The 19381-nt window shown below is 49.5% G+C and carries 18 protein-coding genes; 9 read left to right on the plus strand and 9 right to left on the minus strand.

Translation table 11 applies throughout. The annotated features are described in order from the left end of the window. The first annotated feature begins 21 nt into the window (after positions 1 to 21). A complete protein-coding gene (locus tag BLS62_RS29050; RefSeq protein ID WP_093190764.1) occupies positions 22 to 1284 on the plus strand; it encodes a multidrug effflux MFS transporter in 1263 nt (420 codons plus the stop codon). Positions 1285 to 2080: 796 nt separating this feature from the next. Continuing rightward, positions 2081 to 3703 carry a cache domain-containing protein gene (locus tag BLS62_RS29055; RefSeq protein WP_093190769.1) on the plus strand — a complete coding sequence of 541 codons (1623 nt, stop codon included), beginning with the start codon at positions 2081 to 2083 and terminating at the stop codon, positions 3701 to 3703. Between the two features lie 54 nt (positions 3704 to 3757). Here the strand turns inward: BLS62_RS29055 and BLS62_RS29060 are convergent, their stop codons facing one another. Next, positions 3758 to 4111 (minus strand): VOC family protein, encoded by a 354-nt coding sequence (locus tag BLS62_RS29060; RefSeq protein WP_093190774.1) that lies wholly within the window; start codon positions 4109 to 4111, stop codon positions 3758 to 3760. Positions 4112 to 4317: 206 nt separating this feature from the next. Between BLS62_RS29060 and BLS62_RS29065 the strand changes: the two genes are divergently transcribed. After that, on the plus strand, positions 4318 to 4881 hold the full coding sequence (locus BLS62_RS29065) for an invasion associated locus B family protein (RefSeq protein ID WP_093190778.1): 564 nt from the start codon (positions 4318 to 4320) through the stop codon (positions 4879 to 4881). Between the two features lie 46 nt (positions 4882 to 4927). Here BLS62_RS29065 and BLS62_RS29070 read toward each other — a convergent pair whose 3' ends face one another. Then, positions 4928 to 5161 (minus strand): hypothetical protein, encoded by a 234-nt coding sequence (locus BLS62_RS29070; RefSeq protein ID WP_093190783.1) that lies wholly within the window; start codon positions 5159 to 5161, stop codon positions 4928 to 4930. 303 nt (positions 5162 to 5464) lie between these two features. On the opposite strand from BLS62_RS29070, the gene BLS62_RS29075 reads away from it, so the two are divergent. Continuing rightward, positions 5465 to 7243 (plus strand): ABC-F family ATP-binding cassette domain-containing protein, encoded by a 1779-nt coding sequence (locus BLS62_RS29075; RefSeq protein ID WP_093190787.1) that lies wholly within the window; start codon positions 5465 to 5467, stop codon positions 7241 to 7243. A gap of 76 nt (positions 7244 to 7319) precedes the next feature. On the opposite strand, the gene BLS62_RS29080 is transcribed toward BLS62_RS29075, so the two are convergent. Further along, positions 7320 to 8156 carry a ferredoxin--NADP reductase gene (locus BLS62_RS29080; RefSeq protein WP_093190791.1) on the minus strand — a complete coding sequence of 279 codons (837 nt, stop codon included), beginning with the start codon at positions 8154 to 8156 and terminating at the stop codon, positions 7320 to 7322. 262 nt (positions 8157 to 8418) lie between these two features. Here BLS62_RS29080 and BLS62_RS29085 point away from each other — a divergent pair, with 262 nt between their 5' ends. Further along, entirely contained in the window at positions 8419 to 9270 is an 852-nt protein-coding gene (locus tag BLS62_RS29085) for an AraC family transcriptional regulator (protein WP_093190795.1), read from the plus strand. Between the two features lie 56 nt (positions 9271 to 9326). Here the strand turns inward: BLS62_RS29085 and BLS62_RS29090 are convergent, their stop codons facing one another. Continuing rightward, entirely contained in the window at positions 9327 to 9680 is a 354-nt protein-coding gene (locus BLS62_RS29090; protein WP_093190799.1) for a hypothetical protein, read from the minus strand. A 221-nt stretch (positions 9681 to 9901) separates the two neighbouring features. Between BLS62_RS29090 and BLS62_RS29095 the strand changes: the two genes are divergently transcribed. Next, positions 9902 to 11140 (plus strand): serine hydrolase domain-containing protein, encoded by a 1239-nt coding sequence (locus tag BLS62_RS29095; protein WP_093190803.1) that lies wholly within the window; start codon positions 9902 to 9904, stop codon positions 11138 to 11140. 244 nt (positions 11141 to 11384) lie between these two features. Continuing rightward, positions 11385 to 11768, plus strand: coding sequence for an outer membrane protein (locus BLS62_RS29100; protein ID WP_093190807.1), 384 nt, complete (start codon positions 11385 to 11387; stop codon positions 11766 to 11768). Positions 11769 to 12124: 356 nt separating this feature from the next. Here the strand turns inward: BLS62_RS29100 and BLS62_RS29105 are convergent, their stop codons facing one another. Continuing rightward, the gene (locus tag BLS62_RS29105; protein WP_093190812.1) at positions 12125 to 12847 is read right to left on the minus strand and encodes an SDR family oxidoreductase; all 723 of its coding nucleotides are present in this window, start codon (positions 12845 to 12847) and stop codon (positions 12125 to 12127) included. Between the two features lie 121 nt (positions 12848 to 12968). Between BLS62_RS29105 and BLS62_RS29110 the strand changes: the two genes are divergently transcribed. Beyond that, positions 12969 to 13868: a LysR family transcriptional regulator gene (locus BLS62_RS29110; RefSeq protein ID WP_093190817.1), complete on the plus strand. Its 900-nt coding sequence runs from the start codon at positions 12969 to 12971 to the stop codon at positions 13866 to 13868. On the opposite strand, the gene BLS62_RS29115 is transcribed toward BLS62_RS29110, so the two are convergent. From BLS62_RS29115 to istA, 4 genes are all read right to left on the minus strand, one after another. Next, the gene (locus BLS62_RS29115) at positions 13865 to 14296 is read right to left on the minus strand and encodes a hypothetical protein (RefSeq protein WP_093190821.1); all 432 of its coding nucleotides are present in this window, start codon (positions 14294 to 14296) and stop codon (positions 13865 to 13867) included. The genes BLS62_RS29110 and BLS62_RS29115 overlap by 4 nt on opposite strands. A 179-nt stretch (positions 14297 to 14475) precedes the next feature. Beyond that, positions 14476 to 16077 carry a glutamate--cysteine ligase gene (gene gshA, locus BLS62_RS29120; RefSeq protein ID WP_093190825.1) on the minus strand — a complete coding sequence of 534 codons (1602 nt, stop codon included), beginning with the start codon at positions 16075 to 16077 and terminating at the stop codon, positions 14476 to 14478. Positions 16078 to 16811: 734 nt separating this feature from the next. Then, positions 16812 to 17639 carry an IS21-like element helper ATPase IstB gene (gene istB, locus BLS62_RS29125; RefSeq protein WP_093175407.1) on the minus strand — a complete coding sequence of 276 codons (828 nt, stop codon included), beginning with the start codon at positions 17637 to 17639 and terminating at the stop codon, positions 16812 to 16814. Continuing rightward, positions 17636 to 18889 carry an IS21 family transposase gene (gene istA, locus BLS62_RS29130; RefSeq protein WP_093176930.1) on the minus strand — a complete coding sequence of 418 codons (1254 nt, stop codon included), beginning with the start codon at positions 18887 to 18889 and terminating at the stop codon, positions 17636 to 17638. The genes istB and istA overlap by 4 nt, the downstream gene beginning before the upstream one ends. Positions 18890 to 18956: 67 nt before the next feature. Here istA and BLS62_RS32420 point away from each other — a divergent pair, with 67 nt between their 5' ends. Continuing rightward, a complete protein-coding gene (locus BLS62_RS32420; protein WP_093190829.1) occupies positions 18957 to 19379 on the plus strand; it encodes a hypothetical protein in 423 nt (140 codons plus the stop codon). The last annotated feature ends 2 nt before the right edge of the window (positions 19380 to 19381 follow it).

Consider the following 19381-nt stretch of genomic DNA (forward strand, 5'->3'; position numbering starts at 1 on the left):
GATTGAAACAGGAATACCCCAATGTCGGACTCTTCCAAAACCGCAGGTGATGGCCTGGGAACGGTTGAATTTGTTGCCCTCATGGCTGCGCTCACAAGCTTGACCGCCCTTTCAATCGATGCCGTGCTGCCAGCTTTTTCGCAGATTGGTAGAGACCTGAACGTCATCAACTTAAACAACACGCAGTTGATTATTTCTGCATTGTTTTTGGGGTTGAGCCTTGGTCAGTTTATCTTCGGGCCTGTCTCGGACCGCTTTGGCCGCAAACCAGCTGTTTATGCTGGCTCAGTCGTTTTTGCTATTGGTGCGGTTCTCGCCGCAACCGCAACATCGCTTCCGGTGATGATTTTTGGCCGGTTTTTGCAAGGCGTGGGCGCATCAGCGCACCGGACTGTTGTAATGGCAATTGTTCGCGATAAATACGCTGGTGCGGATATGGCGCGAATTCTGTCATTTGTCACAGCCGTCTTTATTACGGTGCCAACGTTTGCACCGCTGATCGGTCAGGGCATCCTGTTCACAGCCGGCTGGCGTGCAATTTTTGTCATCATGCTTGTGATGGCGTTGGCAGGATGTTGCTGGCTTGGTATCCGTCAGCCAGAGACGTTGAAGCCGGAAAATCGCCGGGCAATCACCCGAGAACTTCTTTGGGACGGTTTTAAGGATGTGACCGGACACAAGGCAACGCTGTATTACACAGCTGCTTCTGGTTTCGTATTTGGCACTATGATGACGTATCTAAGTACTGCCCAGCCCATGTTTGCAGATGTCTATGATATTCACGAGACCTTCCCGTTGTATTTCTCAGGAATTGCAGTTGTTTTCGGCATCTCGTCTGTTGTGAATGGTCGTATTGTCAGGACGGTCGGCCTGCAAAACATGTGTCGCGGCGCCCTGATTATTCAAATTGTCGTTAGCCTGGTATTTGCCATGTATATGCGGTTTGTGGACACAACTCCTGCACTGTGGTTGTTCATGACCTATCTGACCTTGGCTTTCTTCTGCCAGCCAATGTTGAACGGTAATCTCAATGCACTCTCTATGGAACCACTCGGGCATATTGCGGGTCTGGCTGCGACCTTCATCGGGGCTTCAACAACGTTCATCGCACTTATTCTTTCCGTGCTTGTAGGGCGATTCTATAATCAGACAGTTCTACCGCTTTCGTTTGCGTTCTGCGTGTTTGGGAGCGTTGCATTAGTTCTGGTGATAATTGGCTCCCGTGCGCAAAAGGCAGAAAAGCGGGCAGCAGCAAATAGGCCTGCTGTAGAAGCAGTCCTCTAAAGAGTTTGGACTGTGATGAGGAAGGCTCATTTATGCGCCTTCCGACAGACCTACTGTTTTTTTGGTAGTACCCTTACCCATGAAATCTGTGCATCTTATATTCTTCATGAATAAACAGCTCCCTCAGGCTCTAGACGTGAGTGCTTTATAGCTGAAGCCACCTCCGACTAAGAACCTACGTATTGTATTGGAGCGCTGCACAAGGATCTCCCTAAATGCAGACTCTACAGGAGGCTACACCTCTTCGCTATCAATGCAGGTTCTCTGAAATTAACATTACAATTTTATGCAAATTCTCACAATCCTTTAGTTAATCTATTCAGGCCGCTGTATGGAATACAAATTATTGCTTGGGCAATTATCTTATCAGCAACTTTTAGTTGTAATATTTCAAGGTCAGAGGAAGATTTGAAAAATCGATTTTAAGGTTATAGAGGTTCAATTTCTTATATTGGCAAAATCGATAAACTCTATCGATTTTTATATGTAGATTATCTTGTCAGGACTGCCGTTGAAGAAAGAGGAATGCGCCTCAATTAGGCTTGCTCGGAAGATTGGACTACAGCGGCAGTTCATATTATTATTGCAAAAATTAAGTATTCAACCTCATGAAATCTAGCGTCACTTTACTTAGTTTTGTGTTGTAAATGGCTGCGACAATTTCATTAATTTCAGAATAATATCAAAAGCCTACAGTATTCTTCGGATCTTCACGAGACTGAGGGAGCTAGTAATGGCCTCGTTAATGCCGCGTACCCTAAGGGTAAGAATTTGGGGTGCCATAGGAATTTTGTTTATGAGTTTCCTGATCGGAACTTCATTCCAATCCTATGTACTCTATCAAAGTTTACTGAGCGCGAAAAACAGTGAACTTACATCTATTATCACGGCTGCTAACTCAGTCGTCCGTCAATTTTATCAAGGTGAAGTAGACGGTTCTCTCAGTCGTGAACAAGCGCAAACGGCGGCCTCAAAAGCTCTCAAGGCTCTTCGTTATGATGGCGAAGAGTACGTTTTCGTTTTCGACTATAACTACAAAGGGGTCATGCATCCATTCAATGCCTCCTTTATTGGCTCTGATCAACGCAATACCAAAGACGGTGACGGTGTGCCCTTCATCCGCACTATGGTGGATGCGGCAAAACGTGATGGGAATGGTTACGTAACCTACAACTACATCAACGAAAACGGTGAAGCGAGCCCAAAGCTTAGTTATGTTGAGAGCTTTCCAGAGTGGAAGTGGGTGATTGGCACCGGTGTTTTAAAGAGTAAGCTTTTCGCTAATCTGGGAGATGCACTCTCCAAGCCGCTCCTCATTCTTGGCCCCTTACTTTTACTATCTCTTCTCATCGGTTTGGTGTTGGGAAAACGCGTAGCTACCGCTGTTGATTGGCTCTGTTCCAGCCTGCTTAAACTTTCAGCAGGAGATCTGAATTTTGAAAGTGCCTACAACAATTCTCAGGATGAACTTGGTGATGTGTCTCGCGCACTAACAAAATTCCGAGATCAGGCGCAAAAGCAGCAGGAGATGGAAGCCGAAACTCGTAAAAATTATGAGGCGAACCTTGAGCGTGAGAAGGCTGTGATGGGAGCCGTCACCCAATTCCGCAACACTTACGAAGGTGCTGTCACTGTTTTGAATAGCCTTGCAGAGAAAATGCGAGGAACTGCTGAATCGTTCCAAACCTTTGCAAAGGACTCTGAACAAGGCGCGGTATCAGCGTCCGCTGGTGCGCAGCAAGCCTCTGCGAGTGTGCAAAGTGTAGCAGCCGCGTCTGAAGAGCTTTCCGCATCAATCCAAGAGATCCGCGATCAAGTGAACCGAACAGTTGGTTTTGTTGACAACACCAAATCCAGCGCTGCGACCTGTCAGGAAGATGCTGTTGTGTTGCAGAAGTTGAACATGGATGTGAGTGAGTTCCTTGATCAGATTAAAGGTATCTCCAACAAGACTAAGTTGTTGGCGCTAAACGCGACCATTGAGGCCGCGCGTGCAGGATCGCATGGAGCTGGATTTGCTATTGTGGCATCGGAGGTGAAAGACCTTGCTGAGCAGACCGAGAAGGCGGCGGGTGAGCTCGAAGCGCATGTAATGTCAGCATCCAGCCGTACAGAAAGCAACGTGGCTTCCCTTGAAAAAATTGGCGAGGAAGTCGAGCAGGTGGTGAGCTTCATGACCGCAATTAGTTGTTCCATTGAGCAGCAACAGGCCTCAACCGAAGAAATCAGCAGAAGCTCGCAGGTCTCTGCTCAGGGGGCTGAAGCTGCGACTGCGAATTTTGAAACAGTTGCAAATGCAGCCGGGCAGTCCCGTACTCAAGCAGAAGAACTTCACAAAAACGCCGATGCAATTTCTGAGCACATCAATCAGCTCAATCTGGAAACGGAGAGTTTCCTGAACCGAGTTCAGAGTGTGTGAGCTGAATAAGATGTCGGTAGAGGGCACGAGCATCACGCTGGTGCCCTTCCTACGTTATTTGTCAGACCAGACTGCCAGTTCATTGTTGTTTGGATCCAGAAAGTGGAACCGGCGTCCACCGGGGAACGAAAATATTTCCCGACAAACCTTAGCTCCCTGTTCAACGAGTTTTCCCTGCAGGGCCTCTAGCTCATCTGCATATAGCACTATGAGCGCCGCGCCGTTTGCTGTGGACGAGGATTGCGCCGACTTGAAGAAGCCTCCGTTAAACGAACCATCGTTAAAGGCGACATAATCCGGGCCGTAATCTTCAAAGGTCCAGCCTAAAGCTTTGCTATAAAATGATTTGACCGCTTCTAGATCAACAGCAGGTAGTTCAATGTAATTAATGGTGCCAGATTTGTTCATATGGTCTCTCCTTTGAGCATTAGAACAAAAATAGAACAAAAAACCGCCGAAGAAAAGTTCGATCTTGAGAATAACTCAAAAAATCAAAACTAAGATATTGGATAGTCTTCGATAGACTGTAGAAGTTGATTATTGCAACCACATTGGATTGGTGAGATATCTAGACCCAGTTCAACCGTTGTTTTTATGAAGTTCAAGATATTGATATGATGAAACAAAGTTTTTTGAGTAATGTACTTTTTGCTAGTGCCTCAGGTGTGCTCGCTCTGGCAAGTCCTATTTCGGCTTTTGCGCAGTCAGCGAATACGGAGGCAGCTGTTCAAAGCAGCCCTAAAGTAACCACCCAGCAACATGGCGACTGGTTGCTGGAATGTTATGATCCTGCTGTCAACGGTATCAGCTGTCAGATTAAGCAGCGTGTTGTTCATAATGAAAGCGGGCAAAATATTTTGATGATGACTCTGGCCCATAATCCGAAAGACAAGAGCGACATCGTTCAATATGTCTTGCCGCTGGATTTTCTTTTGGGCCCGGGCGTCGGCGTTAATGTTGGAGACTATCAGTCTGTTGCGCGCGTTAATCGCTGTACAGCGCAGGGATGCATTGTTGAAGGCAAAACAGAAGACGGATTCATCAATGCTATGAAAGTTGCTACAGATCAAGGCCGCTTTGTCATGATGTCCCGAGCAGGCAAAAAAGTTGCCATCAACTTTTCAGCAACTGGCTTTACAAAAGCCTATAACGAGATGTTGGCTCAAAACAGCAAATAGCTGGTATGGTGATGTGAGCAAAGACAAAGACGTTGCCTGCTCACCGCTATTTAGGTGCGTAGCAGTTCCAGCTGCCGCGTTGCCCTTTTACTGCAATTGCGCCCTCAATAGTGCAGTGTGAGATTTCCACCTTTGCAGTGCGGATCAGTTGTACCGGCTCGGTGCGGGTGAAATATGCAATACCAACAACTGCTAGGAGGCCGAAGGCCGATGCCATTATGCAAAGATAGGTGATGGCATCACGTGTGGTATTAGGGGTCGCCCCTTTATTATTATGCATCTGGCTTTGAATAACTTCTGATTTGAGTAGGTGGTGCGGTGAGGGCCAATTCTACAATTGCCCAATTCCTGCGCAATCTAACCTATAGCTGGATGCAGTGTTATGCGTGCAACCCCTTAGAGATACGATGTTATCAAAGGGATTCTGCTGGTTTTTACGAATATATTGTGACTTAAAACCCTCGGACCTCACAAAAATATTGGGGTTTGGGTCCCACAGTAGAATGACCACTGGAGCTTTTGCAGTTTACATCTATGAGTTTCGGACAGTTAAAGTTGAGTTTGTTCCGGAGTACCCGCTATCATGGCTAAACCCAGCAGTTCGCCCCTGATCACCGGTAGTGGTTTATGGCAGCAATCGCCTGAACGTGTCTTGTTTGAAAACATCTCGCTTGGCCTGAACGCAGGCGACCGGATCGGCCTTGTTGGCCACAATGGCTGCGGAAAATCTACTTTTCTGAATATTCTCGCTGGCCGGGCTGAGGCAAGTGAAGGCGGTATATCTGTATCACGAGCTGCGGTTGTCTCCTGCGTTGAGCAGCATCTGCCAAAGCGCTTGATGGATCTAACACTGGCGCAAGCCGTGCGTGACGCTCTGCCTGAAGACAAACGGGACTGGATGGGTTGGAAGGTTGACGTCACTCTTCCCGAGATGGGGTTCGAGGCACATCAAGCCGAAGTGCTTTGCAAGGACCTGAGCGGCGGACAAATGACGCGACTGATGTTGGCGCGGGCGTTGATGAATGAGCCAAACTTGCTACTGCTTGATGAACCGAGCAACCATCTGGATCTTCCGACTATTCTGTGGCTTGAAACCTTCCTGAAAAATTGGAAGGGCAGCTTTTTGATGATTTCGCATGATGCAACACTGCTGGATCACGTAACCAACCGCACATGGATCATGCAGGATCGTAAGCTACATTGTTTTGACCTGCCCTGCACCGCCGCGCTTAAAGCGCATGAAGAGCTGAAGCAAGCCCGCATTGCACGTCGCGAGACAGAAGAAAAAGAAATCAAACGCGTCGAGGCAAGTGCAAAGCGGATCGCTGAATGGGGCCGAACTTTCGACAACGAGGACTTATCCCGTAAGGCAAAGTCCATGGAGAAAATGGTTGATCGGATGAAGGACGATCAGACCGATGCCGTTGAAGCTTATCCATGGAACTTGTCCATTGCCGGACAAACCATTCAGGCTGACCGCTTGGTTCGGCTGACGGACCTTGATGTGACGCCGCCGGTAGCTGATGTGTTCCTCTACAATGTTGAGGATATGACAGTGCGGCCCGGAGACCGCATCGCGATCATGGGCGCAAACGGGACCGGTAAATCAAGCCTTCTGCGGTGTTGTTGGGAAAAGCGAACCAGCGAAGAAGGCGGTGTTCGTGTTCACCCTCGCTGCCGCATCGCGTTTTACGATCAGACCCTGCAACAGCTTCCGGGTGCTGTTAACCTCACAGACGGGATGGTTGCCGTTGGAGAATCACTTGGACTGGACCTCCTGCCATCTGATTGTGAGAAAACCATTTTGGGCGCGGGTTTCAAATACAACCAGCTGAGCCAGAAGGTCTCGCAGCTTAGCGGCGGTGAACGGGCTCGGCTGTTGTTGCTGTCTTTGTCTCGCGTGCAGTCCAACCTGATGATGCTGGATGAACCCACCAACCATTTGGACCTTTACGGGCGGAATGAGCTCTCAAACCAGCTCAGCTCCTTTAATGGGGCGTTTCTTCTGGTCTCGCATGATCGGCATTTGGTGGAAGCAACCTGCAATCGCTTCTGGGTGGTGCAAAAAGGCCGCTTGCAAGAAGTCAACGATGTAGATGCGGCCTATGAGTTGATCACTGCGGAACCGGTGCAAGCCCCAAAACGGGGAACCAAGCTGCCGGCTAAGACCGCGCCTGCGCAAGACGAGGTCTCTGTGCCCGTCCCTTCGAATGAAGATGATATGCTGGAGCGGTTGATTGAGTTGGAAGAGCTGATGGAGGCTGATTTGGCTCGGCGCCTTAATCGGCAATCCCCTCACCTTCAAGCGAGTTGGACCAATGAGATCTCGCGCATCCAAGAGGCGCTTGATCTTGATGCCTGACGCCCCCCAAAAGATGGAACAAAAAAGCCCGCTGAAAATGCAGCGGGCTTTCAAAGTTCGTTAGACCAGCAATGGCTTAGCCAACAAATGCGCGCTCAACCACGAATGTGGATGGGGATGCATTTGAGCCTTCTTCAAGGCCGTGCTTTTCCAAAATTGCTTTGGTATCGTTGATCATATGCATGGAACCACAGATCATACCGCGGTCAACAGCTGGGTCCAGAGCTGGAATGCCCAGATCTTCAAAAAGCTTACCGCTTTCAATCAGGGTCGTGATGCGTTCCTGACAGGGGTATGGCTCACGCGTCGCAGCCGTGTGCAAACGGAGCTTACCAGCCGCGAATTCGCCCACGAGCGGATCGTTTTTTACTTCTTCCACCAGCTCTTTTGCGTAGGCCAGTTCGCCCACTTCGCGGCAAGTCTGCGTGAGGATGACTTCCTCAAACTTCTCGTAGGTTTCTGGGTCGCGGATCAGGGATGCAAACGGTGCAATACCTGTGCCCGTGGAGAACATGTAAAGGCGTTTCCCAGGGATCAAGGCATCATTAACCAGCGTGCCGGTAGATTTTTTGCGCATCAAAACAGTGTCGCCCGGCTGGATCTTCTGCAGGTGTTCAGTCAGAGGACCGTCCTGCACCTTGATGGAGAAAAATTCAAGCTCCTCATCCCAAGACGGGCTGGCAATTGAATACGCGCGGTAAACAGGCTTTTCAGCATTCGGCAGGCCAATCATCACAAACTCGCCGGACCGGAACCGGAAAGAGCTTGGACGCGTAATGCGAAACTTGAACAGGCGGTCCGTGTAATGCTTTACCGAGACAACTTTCTCGGCGAAAACACCTGCAGGAGTGGGGAAATCGGTCTTAACGTCCTGCTCAAGCGCAGGAGCTGGGGCCAACACTGTGTCGCTCATTTGCAATCCCTAGAATGTTTGATTGGGCCAAAGTCCCGATGCTTGGCCAATTGTTGCCTTCGCTTTATCCGAGCAAGTGGAGGGATGGCAACAGGCTTGTAAGTAAATTATCTGAAATTTGATACAAAGAGCGCTATTTGGCGCCAATACCAGCTTTGGTTTACTGGGTTTTTACGTACATATAAGTTGCAGGAGAGCAAGACATGTTCAGTCCTCCTGTGATTAAGAATGGAACGCAGAAGATGAAACAAGGAATCTCCAAGTGAGAGCGGACCAGAATAAAGCGGCCTATGAAAAGCGAATACAACGGGTTTTTAGATACATCTTCAACAATCTAGATGGAGATTTGAGTCTGGATACACTGGCAGATGTCGCGTGCATGTCTCGCTTCCATTGGCACCGTGTTTTCCAGTCAATGACAGGAGAACCACTTGCTGCTGCTATCCGCCGGATCAGATTGAGCCGTGCGTCAGTTGATCTCCTGCAAACGAATGATGCGATTGCAGAAATCTCGGTTCGCTATGGGTATCCAACTGCTCAGAGCTTCACGCGGGCGTTTAAAGCCGAATATGGTTTGGCTCCGGGAGGGTTCCGAGATAACGGGAATGCACCTATTGTTTTTGCCCCCAAGGATGAAGGCGTATTTTCAATGCACCAGATTCACATAAAAGAAATGCCAGAGCAAACAATGCTCGCACTGGCCAATAAAGGGCCCTACCACGATCTCGGCATGACGTTTGGGAATCTTGTCGCGATGCTGGTTTCTCGTGGGCTCATCGGTCAAGCAGGACCATTTGCCGGTATCTACTATGATGACCCGGGCATCGTGCCAGCTGAGGAGCTGCGCTCACATGCTGGCGCTATTTTCCAAACACTGCCGGAAACGCATGACGGGTTTGAAACTCTGCGTATTCCAGCTGGCCGTTTTGCAGTGTTAAGACACAAAGGACCCTATGCGGGCCTCAAAGTTGCTTACATGTATTTATTCGGAGAATGGCTCCCGTCCTCAGGCGAGGAGGCGGCAAATACTCCTTGTTACGACATCTTTCACAACAGCCCAACCAACACTGCCCCGGAAGACCTTATCGTCGACGTCTGTCTGCAATTGGCATAATTAGAGCTGCTGGCGAATGACTAAATGTCATTCGCGCTGGTGCTTTGCAAGACAAACTAGTTTTGAAGAATATTACCTTCTTCCTGCGTCTCTTGCTTTTCATTTATGTCGCCGTCTTTGTTGATCTCTTTGATACATGCCTGTTGGTCTGCTGCAGATAAACTTGAAAAACCAAAATTGGGTGCATATCCGAGCGGATCAGCATTCGCGCCACCTGAACGGTATTTCTCTGCAATATCCGGGCAATCAGTCATGGGACTTACGATATCCGGGTAGTCACCTTTTAGCGGATCAGCATCTGCGTCAGCTCCCAAAACGTCGGCAGAGTTGTCTGTCTGGGCATAAACAAGACCGGCCATCAGCATAAAACTAAGGCTCGTTAGTATAAGTATTCGAAACTTGCCGCGCATGACTTTCACTCCGATTTTTTGTGCAGTAATCATAATGCATTGATTAAACAACAAAATTCGTAAGGTAGAGTGTGTACGATACTTTCAATTCCCCGTAACAAAGTAAGATATACATGCGCCAGATGGTGTGCTGCGTCCTTTACAACTAGTTAACCTATGCGTAAGTTTGGCTTTCGCCACGGGAAGATGGGTACACCTATCAGGCGAGAAACGGAGGGGGCATGCTGAAAAAGATTGGTTATGGGGTATTAGCTGTTGTTGTTTTGTTAGCAGCTGGGGCTTTTTACTTTCGGCAGGATATAGCCGAAATTAGAGCGGTGATGGCATACGCTGATGCTTTTAAACCGGAAAATATCGATCAGAAATTCCGCAGTCTTTATAAAGAATACGCCAGTGTTTCTGTAAAGCCAGAAAGCCCGGTTTATGAACTGCCGCGCAAATTTCGGGCGGACCCGATGCCAGCGTCCTTTGCTTACAAGGGAAATATGGCATCTACCTCAGATTTTATTCTCGATTCCCACACCACAGGTTTAGCGATCATGCAGAATGGTAGGCTGATCCACGAGTATTATGATCGAGGTAATACTGCGGAAACCCACGCCATTCAAATGTCTGTTTCCAAATCGATGGCATCCATTCTAGTAGGTGTTGCGCTGGATGAAGGGCTCATTGAAAGCGTCGATGACCAGGTGGTGAAATATGTTCCAGAACTCAAAGGCACCGCCTATGACGGGGTTCGATTGAAGGATGTCCTTGAGATGTCCTCCGGTGTGCGCTGGAACGAAGATTACGCTGATCTGAAGTCAGACATTGTTCAATCTGTTGTTGCCATTCTGCTTGGCTCTCAAGATAAGTTCACGAAGGACGTTCCGCGTGAATTTGAACCGGGAACCTACAATCGTTACTCCTCAATTGACACGCACGTCGTTGGCTGGGTGCTGAGGGGGGCGACTGGCAAGCCCTATGAAGAATGGTTCCGCGAAAAGCTCTGGTCAAAGATTGGTCCAGAAGCGCCTGCGGAAATCATGGTTGATCAGGAAGACCAGCCTGTTGTTTTCGGTGGTGTTAATATTCGCCTCAGAGATATGCTTCGGGTTGGAATGGTTCTGGCACGTGGCGGCATGAACCACAAAGGCGAGCGTATCGTTTCCCAAGAGTGGATCAAGACCTCTGTAACGCCGGATGATCCACGTTTGATGCCGGGCTTTAACAACCCGCAAAGCGAGTCACCGCTCGGCTACAAATATCAATGGTGGTTACCGTTGGAATCTGATCAAGGCGACTTTGTTGCAATCGGTATCCATGGGCAATTCATCTACGTCAATCCCGCCCGAAACGTCGTGATTGCAAAAACCTCCACGTTCCCAGACTATCAGGGCAACAAAGAAATGATCAAGCTGAAGTCAATTGCCTTGTTTCAGGCGATCGCCCGACATTTGAGTGATGTGCCGAATTCTTAAAGAAGGCTGACTCCAGTCGGTATTAGATCTCAAGACCTGTTCGCACAACACAGCTCGGTGCGAGCAGGCATCAGATTAGAAATACCACCCTAAATGTTCAAGCTAATTCTCAAGTAACTAATCTGTTGAATTAATATATTTCGCTGATTGATCCAAGTTAATGAATTTAATAAATTGTTAAAATAAAGTAATTGGTAATTATAACAATACACACATTCATTACTAGAGATGATCGAGACTTGAAATGCTCAAGTATATAATTTTTGTATGCACACTGCTTGCCCCAACTACTTCTTTTGCTGATGATGGCACAGGCAATGGAAATTGGGACGGATTTCAACTCGGTATAAGCGGCGGCATCGGGATTATGTCGGGCAGTGATGACATCGGAAATGAGCAGTCGCTTAGTTCTGGCATCGCAGGTGTATTTGCGGGATATAGCCATTCATTTAATCGCGTAGTCGTCGGCTTGGAAGCGGATGTAAACCTTTCCAACTTCACAAGTTCAACGAATGCTTCCCGATCAAAAGCACAGTGGAACGCGATCGGTACAGCTCGCATTGGCTACGATGTTGGTGGTATCTTGCCTTATCTCTCTATTGGTATTGGCTTGCTGGCTATGAAATAACACGCTTCGCTGATGGACAGGAAGCAGATAATACACATGTCGGATTCGTCGCGGGCGCAGGGTTGGAAGCCAAGATCACGGACTACATTTCAGCACGCATTGACTACAAGCATTTAGAAATGAGCGAGGAAACTTATCAGTTTGATGGTTTCACCCCTTTCCGCGTTGATGGCCGCCAAGATCTATTTTCTCTCGGCGTAGCTTATAATTTTTAGTCTGGAACCACAAAAAAAGCGATGCTTGCCAACATCGCCTTTTTTGTGCTGATAGACTGGAACTTGGTGTTCCAGCCTCTTCGTTCGGTAAGTTGGCTCCAGCTGGGAAGCCAACCCTCTTCTTGAAAATGAAAGCTGTGATTATGCTGGTTGACCAGTTGCTGCCAGAAGAACTTCACGGATGTTGACGTTCTGCGGCTGCTGGTAAACAAACATCACTGCATTTGCGACGTCCTGTGGGTTCAGCACACCACCCATCTCTTTTTTCCACTGGTCGTAGCCATCTTTGATGTCCTGCGATGTGGTGTGAGACAGCAGTTCAGTTTCCACTGCGCCGGGAGCAATGGTCATGACGCGGACGCCATCAGCAGCAACTTCTTCACGCAGGTTTTCACTGATTGCGTGAACAGCAAACTTTGTTCCGCAATATGCAGCATGGGCCGGGAACGTTTTACGGCCAGCAATGGAGCTGACGTTGATGATGGAACCACCACGGCGGGCTTTCATGCCAGGCAAAACGGAATGGATGCCATTGAGAACACCTTTGATGTTCAGGTCGATCATGCGATCCCACTCGGATGGGTCCTGAGTTGCAAGCTCACCCAGCAGCATACAGCCTGCATTGTTGACGATTGCATCTGCTGGTCCGAATTTTTCTTCGGCTTCTTTGACGGCAGCAACCAGCTGGTCGCGGTGGGTTACGTCAACACCGCGGCACAAAGCGTTTGGAAGGCCAAGTGCTTCCATCTGTTCCACACGACGTGCAACGAGCAACAGGGGATGACCTGCATCGCTGAATGATTTCGCGATTGCCGCACCAATACCAGAACTTGCACCTGTGACGACGATGAGTGGCTTTGTCATTTTATTATCCTGCCTAGCTAAAATTTCGTTGAGCAAGTTTGCCTTGCGTTGTGTTGCAGCAATTGTACGAGAAGGATCGTTCTGATAAATGGGGGTAATTCGAAATGATTGTTAGGTTTAAATGAACAATATCTATTGGAATGGTTTGCGTTCGTTTTTGGCCGTAGCGGAACATGGCAGTTTCACCTTAGCGTCGGATGAAACAGGCTTGTCAAAAGCGAGTTTAAGTCAACAAGTCAGCCAGCTTGAGGCGCATTTGGATGTGCAGTTGCTCTACCGGACCACACGCAAATTACGGCTCACCGAAATTGGAGAGCGGTATTATGAGATGTGCAAAACCGGAGTGAAGCAGATCCAGGATGCCTCTGACCTAGCGTCACAAGCAACTGATAGTCTTACCGGTTCCATCAAAATGAATGCCGTTGGCGGGATGATTGGTGAAGACCTCATTGCCCCACTGGTTATTCAGTATCAGAAGGAAAATCCTGGCATTGAGGTCAAACTGGATTTCTCCAGTATCCGGGTCGATTTGTTGGAGAGTGATTATGATCTGGTGTTGAGAATGGGAGATCTGGAGGACAGCACGCTCATTGCGCGGAAATTACACACCATCACCACGCGATATGTAGCCTCTCCAAGTTTTGTGAAGGCTCACCCCAAGATCAAACATCCCTCCGATTTGAAGAAGCTGGCGTTCATCTCCGGCAGTGTGCAGGATTGGATATTTGTGCGCGCTGATGAAGAGGTTGTTGTACAGGCGGACAGTGGTTTCCAGATCTCAAATGGGCGTGTGATGTGCCGGGCTGCTTGCGCCGGGCTGGGAATTGCCCGGCTCTCTGACGTTTACACGGACTCTGCGATTAAACATGGAGATTTGACGGAGGTTCTCGCTGGGTGGAACCAGACAACGCCCCTGTGGTTGGTCAGTCCTCCCACGCGCCACCAGCTCCATCGTGTGCGTGAGCTGATGAATTTTCTGGCTTCAAATTTTGGCAGGCTTTATCAGGAAATTTTGCGTTAACGGCGGTAGGTGCCGACAAATCCATCTGGTACCAGTGCGCCTGAAGGGCCGGAGTTAGGATCTTGAACGCCAACGGGAATAAACACGCGTTGAATGATAATTTCCCGACTATCGGGCGAAGGTGTGCCGGGCAATACAGCACCGCGTGTGGTCTTAAAGCCTTCCAGTTTGCAAATTAGGGATTTCTTCTCATAGCCAGCCGGAACGACCATCGGTCCCGGTGTGTGCGTCACGAATATAGAAGAGCGGTGACCCTGCAGATAGCAAAGAGCACCATCCGGCGTTGTATTCACCGTAATCAGCGTCGCACCTTCCGGGATCTCAACGGTGGGTGTGTAGGCCTTGGGCAGTCGCTCTTCGTTAGATAAACACCCAGCAAGTGTAAATGCACACAGAGCAAATGTGATTCTAGCTGTTCTGCCTATCAACTGTTGTCCCTCAAATTCCAGATGATTGAAACTAAAGGGACTAAGGATAGAGAAAAACCCGCCAAATCAACCTAGGTCGCCTTGTTGGGTGGATGCTAGATAACCCCATACATTCCGCCAGCCAGCACACCATGATGTGCTGGCTGAAAAGTCGCTTGGCTCAACTCCGAGCCTTCGGCTTATTGATCGTCACGACACTCTGGAGGCAGCACCTCTGTGTTTTGTGTGTCCAGAAAATGATCAAAGCTGTGAGAGCCTTGCAGAGATTCCACCTGCTCATAGGCAGCGTTGGATTGTGACACCATAGCCTCCAGGAATTTCACCCGATCTGCCGACAATGGTGTTGCTATCAGATGATCTGTCTGATTACGGGACAGCTCCGAAATGAACCCGGTAAAGGAGCCGCTTTTCTTAACGCCTTCCAGCACTTTTGCAGATGGTGTAAGGCTCGTGTCTTCAAACTTGGCCGCTTGCGCATTCAGGGCATCGGTATGGCCTGTACAGCCGTAAACACCATCCATAATTGTTGCCGTTGCACGCATATCTTCAAGAATTTCAAGCCCAACCTGCTTCAGCTCTTTCCCTTCCGGGCCGTAGGTCGGCAACACAAGGTTTGGCAACCGGCCTTGCCAGGCAACAAGACGTTGCTGCTCATTCAATGCCTGCTGTTCATCTGAGGAGATGCAGGGAGAAGGGGCCAGTGCCATATGGGTGAGGTAGGTATTCAGGAAGTAGGCTTGCTGCTCACAGATCCCAATTGGATTGAGTGGATTGATATCAAGAGAGCGAAGCTCGATGTATTCAACACCGCGCCGACAAAGTGCCGCGATTGGACGCTCGCCTTCTCTCGTGTTCCGCTTTGGGCGAGCGGAGCCGTAAAGCTCGTTTTCCAACTGGAGCTGGTGCGTGTTGATCTGTTTGTAGTCGCCTTCCTCAAACACACCAATCTGCTCGTATTGACGCTCAGAGGTTGCAAGTGCGGTGCGTAACCCCTCCAGATAGTCACAAATGGAATTGTAATGGATGTCCAGCTCGCTTTGCACGACACTGGTATAACCCAGATCACTCATACGCAAAGATGTGGCGTACTCACCAAAGTAAGTGTCCTCACCCAACATGGAAAGGGTTGGATGCGCGCCAGACATATAACTCTGGTCAACAGCTGGGGATGCACCAAACAGATACAAAATTAACCAGCCATGGCGCTGCAAATTCCGGATCAGACCCAAGTATCCTGCACTGCGGAAATCCTGAAGGCTTACACCGGCTGTGCACTGCTTATGAAAGACTTGCCACATGTTATCAGCGAGCGAGAAATTGTAGTGGATGCCCGAGATTGTCTGCATCCGCTTTCCATAGCGGTGCGCCAATCCCTTGCGATAAAGCGTTTTAATCTGCGCAGCGTTGGAGCTGCCGTATTCGGCAATCCGAATGCTTTCATCCCCCGCAATTTCTGGTGGCATGGAAGCATTCCACATGTACTCGCCAGCTGCCGCGTTGCGCGCAGTAAAGGCATGCAGCTCTTTCAGGAAATCAAGACTCTCCTTCACAGAGTGAAGTGGAGGAGTGATGAACTCCAACTGAGCCTCGGAAAAGTCAGTGGTAATGAATTTGTGCGTGAGAGTTTTCCCGAGCGCTTTTGGGTGGTCACGCAATGAAATATAATTGTCAGCGCCCACGCGCAGGGCTTCTTTTTCGATGCCCACACGTAGTTCAGCAAGGCCTTTACAAGCGTCGCTATCGGTTAGTAGCTCCAGCGTGGCTTTACTCAGTTTTGTCATTCTCAATCCGTCTATATTCGAAGAAATATTCTCTGCACTCAAACTATGCGAAAAAACCGTCTACTTTTTCTCTCTCATAGATACTTCGTAATTCCGAGGATGCAAGAGTACAAAGCCTATCGAATTTCCCGTAGGGTTTTGTATGCAAAACTTATCATTAATCTGTGAACGGAATTTACTGCAGATTTATCAATTCGTTCTCGCTTTTCAAAACGGCCGATTTAGGAATATCTAAAGAGACTCAAACCAATTTAATCCCATAGGATTTATTTTCCTGTGGATTTTGATTGAATAATTCTGGCCTGGCCCCCAACTTCACCCCCGGTGGTTAAGTGGATCCGTCGATAGTAATTGTGCGGCCAGTTTTTCCAACCCATTTTTCGCTGAGAATACCGCTAGTGTTATGTTTCCCAAGGATGAATGTGGTCGTTGAGAATTGTAGTCTGCTTGCCAATCTCAGCTTATTGTAGCCAGCCAGCAACTGTGGAGCAGGCGAGAATGAGCTTGTTGGTGATCGCGGCGCTGCCGGCGCCCCGAAGTCGCAGCAATGTAAAGCGGCTATATGCGTTGACCAGATCGGTGGCGGCGGCCTCTAGCTTGGGCGCATCGATATGCTTAGCATTGATACGACGAAGCGCCCCGGCGCTTGTGTCAATGCTGAGTCAAATTTCCCCACATGTGCTGGACGGAAAGTCCTCAGTTTGAGTATTTGGTGACCAGCCTTGTCTGTGGGTCTAACTCTCCTTTTTGGGTGGCCTGCCGCGTCGTTTTGGTGGTGGAGGTGGAGCTATTGAAGCGTTAGCCCGTACGTGCTCTGGCATGAGGTCCGCATGGCTGCGCAACCGATAACTAGCACCTTCGATCTGGATGACGACGGCATGATGCAAAAGCCGATCGAGAAGGGCTGTGGCAATAACGCGATCACCAAAGATCTCACCCCATTCCGCAAAGCCACGGTTTGAGGTGAGGATCATGGATCCCTTTTCATATTTGGCATTGACGAGCTGGAAGAACAAGTTTGCTCCCCCATTGGTAATTGGCAGATAACCGATTTCATCGACGATTAGCAGTGAAGTTCGTGCAAAGAAGCGTAGTTTCTCAGTCAACCGCCCTTCTTTTTCAGCTTTTGCCAAGGCTTCGATGAGGTGAGCTAAAGCAATGCGATACACCCGTTTACCCGCTTTAACGGCTGCAACCCCAAGAGCAGTTGCCAGATGGCTCTTTCCTGTACCAGGTGGACCGAGAAAGTGTACCACTTCATTGCGAGTGATGAACTCCAGTTCGGCTAGAGCCATGATGCGATCCCTGTCCAGCGAGGGCTGGAAGGTAAAGTCGAAGCTTTCCAGTGTTTTTATCGGAGTAAGCCGCGCTGTCGTCAGGGCGACGCCGATACGGCGGCCCTCGCGTGTTGAATATTCTTCATTGAGCAGAGAATCCAGGGCCTCCAGTGCCGTGAGTTCCCCTTGTTCCAATTGGCTCAGCGTGTGGTCGAGCACCTCTAAAGCCCGCGGCATTTTTAAGCCTACCAGTGAAGACTGAATGCGTTTACTGAGCGAACTCATGGCTTACCTCCAGTACTGGCAAGTCGTTGGCCTACCGCTTCATAGAACTCCAGTGGGCGTTGGTTTACACCGCTGTGTTTGGTTGGCTCCGCAGCCAGACGACGGCGCTGTGTTGCCCGTGGAGGAGCCTTGCGATGGCATGGATCAACCCGGCGCTGGTTCTTTCCCTCCATGACCGGATGGGTGGCGATGAGCTGACCGTTTTCATAGATGCGCACCTCTTGCGGGTGATGCTGGACTTCGACCATCCGTTTCTTAACGGTGTCCGGCACTGAATAAAGATTACCTCCAACGGAGACCATGCCATCACGCGTGACCCGCCGCTCCACCAGTAAAACAGCATCATAAGGGTGCGCTGGCAAAGGGATCAGAGCGGGCTGTTCCTCTCCAAAGACCTCGCCCACCACACGGTTGGTGGTGGCATGAACACGGGCATTGGCAATTTCCTTGCACCAGCGTGTGAACTGGGCATTAAGATCGTCCAGATCGCGGAACGTACGACCAAGGAAGAAATCCTGCCGGATGTAACGAAATGGCCGCTCCACCTTGCCCTTGGTTTTGGCCCGGTAGGGCTGGCAGGCATCCGGCTGAGCGCCATAATGGTCCAGAAGAGCGACAAGAGCAGGATTAAAAAGAACAGTGCCATCTGGCTCCTCTCCCAGAACGGCTGTCTTCATGCGATCATACAGGACTTCCAGTGTCGCTCCGCCGAAGACCTCAAAGGCCGCGATATGACAACGCAGGACTGTCTCTAGTTTTTGATTGGCACAATAGCGCCCCCACAAAAACCGTGAATTACTCAGCACCATTGAAAACAAAAAGACTTTTCGCACCACATCTGGTTCACTGGTGAACTCCACCTGAAACTCAGCAAAATCTACCTGTGCCTGCTGGCCTGGTGCTGTCTCAAAGCGCCGTTCAAATGCATGCGGAGGAGCTGGACGGATCAGGCGAAGATATTCCGTTACAGTGGAGTAACCGCCCTTAAACCCCAGTGTCTTCAGCTCACGAAGCAAGCGCCGGGCAGATAGACCGGGAAACCGCTCCAGTCGCTCAAGTAAATAGCCTTTGTATTCCTCCAGTACACGCCCGTCACGCTGGCGGGGGCCGTAGACAGGAGCTTCAAGGCCTTGGTGTAAGTATTTGCTGACCGTCTTTCTATCCAGCCCGGCTTTGCGCGCTATGGCACTTACAGACAGTCCCTGCTGCTTCAAATTATGGATCATTACGATCTTCCCTAGATTGACCACTCCTCCACACCCCTTCTTTCCAACAGGAACGTAGAGGAGAGTTTGGCCAACTTTTGTTTGAAGGGGCATGCCCCTTCAAACAAAAGTCAAAGCTGAAAAAGTGGGGAATTTTCAACCAGCGCTTTTGGGGAGAATACATCCAGCACTGACAGCTTGCTATATCGGGTGCGTGACGCGCGGTTTGCCCGGGACCAAGGTTGCAGCCATAGCCGAAGACCGTGAGAACATAGCGTTGTTCCGCGTTGGAAGGTTTTGGACTCGTGCCAGATGGCGGTCTAAAATGACGGGTGTAGCTGGTCTCGCACGTGGCATTTTTAAGAATATCGAGCAAATGCCGTTCACCCATACGGCTGTGAACCTCTTTTTCAAAGGCACCCAACCCTTCAGACTGCGGTTTACTAAGTGTTTGTTTGGGATGGGGTTGCCCGGTGGCGGCAAACGTCAAATCGCATTGTCTAGGAAACCGGCATCAACCTCCTCAGCGGCTTGAGA

The sequence above is a fragment of the Pseudovibrio sp. Tun.PSC04-5.I4 genome (assembly GCF_900104145.1).
Classification (GTDB): domain Bacteria; phylum Pseudomonadota; class Alphaproteobacteria; order Rhizobiales; family Stappiaceae; genus Pseudovibrio.